The following is a 1,911-nucleotide window of genomic DNA, read 5'->3' on the forward strand; positions in this document are numbered from 1 at the left end:
GGGGGAGGGGTTATTGGGACTGCGGGGGAGATGGGTGAGGGTTTCGGGTGTCGGTGTTGAGGGTTGCGGGGTGCCGATCGGGACGGTCAGTTGGCCCGGGCCGTGGCCGATGGGGAGGCCACCGAGGACCGGTACGCCCAGGTCGCCGAGGCGGTCGGTGAGGACGTCGACGATCGTGGTGTCCCAGCCGTCGCCGCAGTCGGTGAACTGGCCCACCGCCACCCCGGCCAGCCCGTCCAGGGCCCCGGCCCGGCGCAGCTGGGTGAGCATCCGGTCGACCTTGTACGGGGGCTCCTGCACGTCCTCGATCAGCAGCACCGCGCCGGTCAGGTCGGGCAGGTCCGGAGTGCCGACCGACGCGGCGATCAGGCACAGGTTGCCGCCGAGCAGGGTGCCGGTGGCGTGACCCGGGACGCGTACGTCGTAGGTCTCCTCGCCGGGCACCGCGCTGACCGACACCGGTTCGGTCGTCATCAGCGCGGCGTGCAGGGACTCGGCGGAGCGCAGCGGCGTCCGTTCGTCCCGCCAGGCCGCACCCGGACCGTGCACCCCGGCCAGCCGGGCGCCCCGCCAGAGGGCCAACTGCAACGCGGTGATGTCCGAGAAGCCGGCCACCACCTTCGGGTCCCGGCGGACCGCGGCCATGTCGATGGCGTCCACGATCCGTTGGGCGCCGTACCCGCCCCGGGTGCAGATGATCCCGCGCACCTCAGGGTCGGCGAACGCGGCGTTCAGGTCGGCGGCGCGTCTGTCGTCGCTGCCGGCCAGGTAACCGTGCCGGGCGTACGCGTTCGGCGCCGGCACCGGCCGCAGGCCCCACCCGACGAGCAGCTCCATGCCCCGGGCCACCCGCTCCGCCGAGGTCGGCCCGGACGGCGACACCAGCAGCACGGTGTCACCCGGGCGCAGCACGGGCGGGCGGACGACGGCGCTGTCCTGGCTGATCACAACCGCAGAGCCTAACCACCGCGCCAGCGCGGGCGGCCACCCGGCGGCACCGACCCGTGCCGGGGCGCGGCACCGCGCCGCGCACCGGCTAGCCTCGACCTGTGGCAACCGCGCTGGTGATCGAGAACGACCCGACGGACGACGCGCGCCGGCTGGGTGAGTGGCTGACCGAGGCTGGGCTGGAGCTGTGGGTGGTCCGCCCGCACGCCGGTGACGAACTCCCCGCCGACCTGGAGGGGTACGCGGCGCTGGTGGTGCTCGGCGGCGAGCAGCAGGCGTACCCGCTGCCGGACGGCTCGCCCGGCGCACAGTGGTTCCCCGCCGTGGAGGGCCTGCTGCGCAAGGCGGTCCGGCACCGGGTGCCCACCCTGGCCGTGTGCCTGGGCGCGCAGCTGCTCGCCACCGCGCACGCCGGGCTGGTCGAGCGCAGCCCGTCCGGGCCGGAGATCGGCCCCGGCGTGGTCGGCCGGCGCGACGCCGCCGAGCACGACCCGCTGTTCCGGTACGTGCCGCTGATCCCGGACGTCCTCCAGTGGCACGCCGACGAGATCACCGAGCTGCCCCGGGGCGCCACCCTGCTGGCCGCCTCCACCCGCTACCCGCACCAGGCGTTCCGGCTCGGTGACCGGGCCTGGGGGTTGCAGTTCCACATCGAGTGCGACACCGCGATGATCGCCGACTGGGCCACCGACTCGGCCCAGCTCGCCGAGCTGGGCTACGACCCGGAGCTGGTGGTCGCCGCCTGCGACTCGGTGATGGTGGACGTCGAGGAGGTCTGGCAGCCGTTCGCCGCCCGGTTCGCCGCGCTGGCCCTCGGCGAGCTGGACGACAGCACGACGCGGCGTGGCCTGCCGCTGCTCGGGCACTGATGAGCCGGCCGACCAGGGCGCAGGGCCGGCTCGCCCGGTACGGCTTCGGCACCGCCGAGGGCGACGGCGGCGCGCGGGCCGCGGACCTGCTCGG

2 protein-coding genes are annotated in these 1,911 nt (G+C 75.2%); one reads left to right on the top strand and one right to left on the bottom strand.

Translation table 11 applies throughout. The features are described 5' to 3' along the window. On the bottom strand, window positions 1-948 hold a 948-nt coding region (locus tag JM949_RS35585; protein ID WP_309232461.1), incomplete at its 3' end, for a S66 peptidase family protein. A gap of 101 nt (window positions 949-1,049) precedes the next feature. Between JM949_RS35585 and JM949_RS35590 the strand changes: the two genes are divergently transcribed. Then, the gene (locus tag JM949_RS35590) at window positions 1,050-1,817 is read left to right on the top strand and encodes a type 1 glutamine amidotransferase (RefSeq protein ID WP_203152427.1); all 768 of its coding nucleotides are present in this window, start codon (window positions 1,050-1,052) and stop codon (window positions 1,815-1,817) included. Window positions 1,818-1,911: the final 94 nt, after the last annotated feature.

Origin of the sequence: Micromonospora tarensis (genome assembly GCF_016803395.1) — a bacterium.
In the GTDB taxonomy this organism is placed as follows: domain Bacteria; phylum Actinomycetota; class Actinomycetes; order Mycobacteriales; family Micromonosporaceae; genus Micromonospora; species Micromonospora tarensis.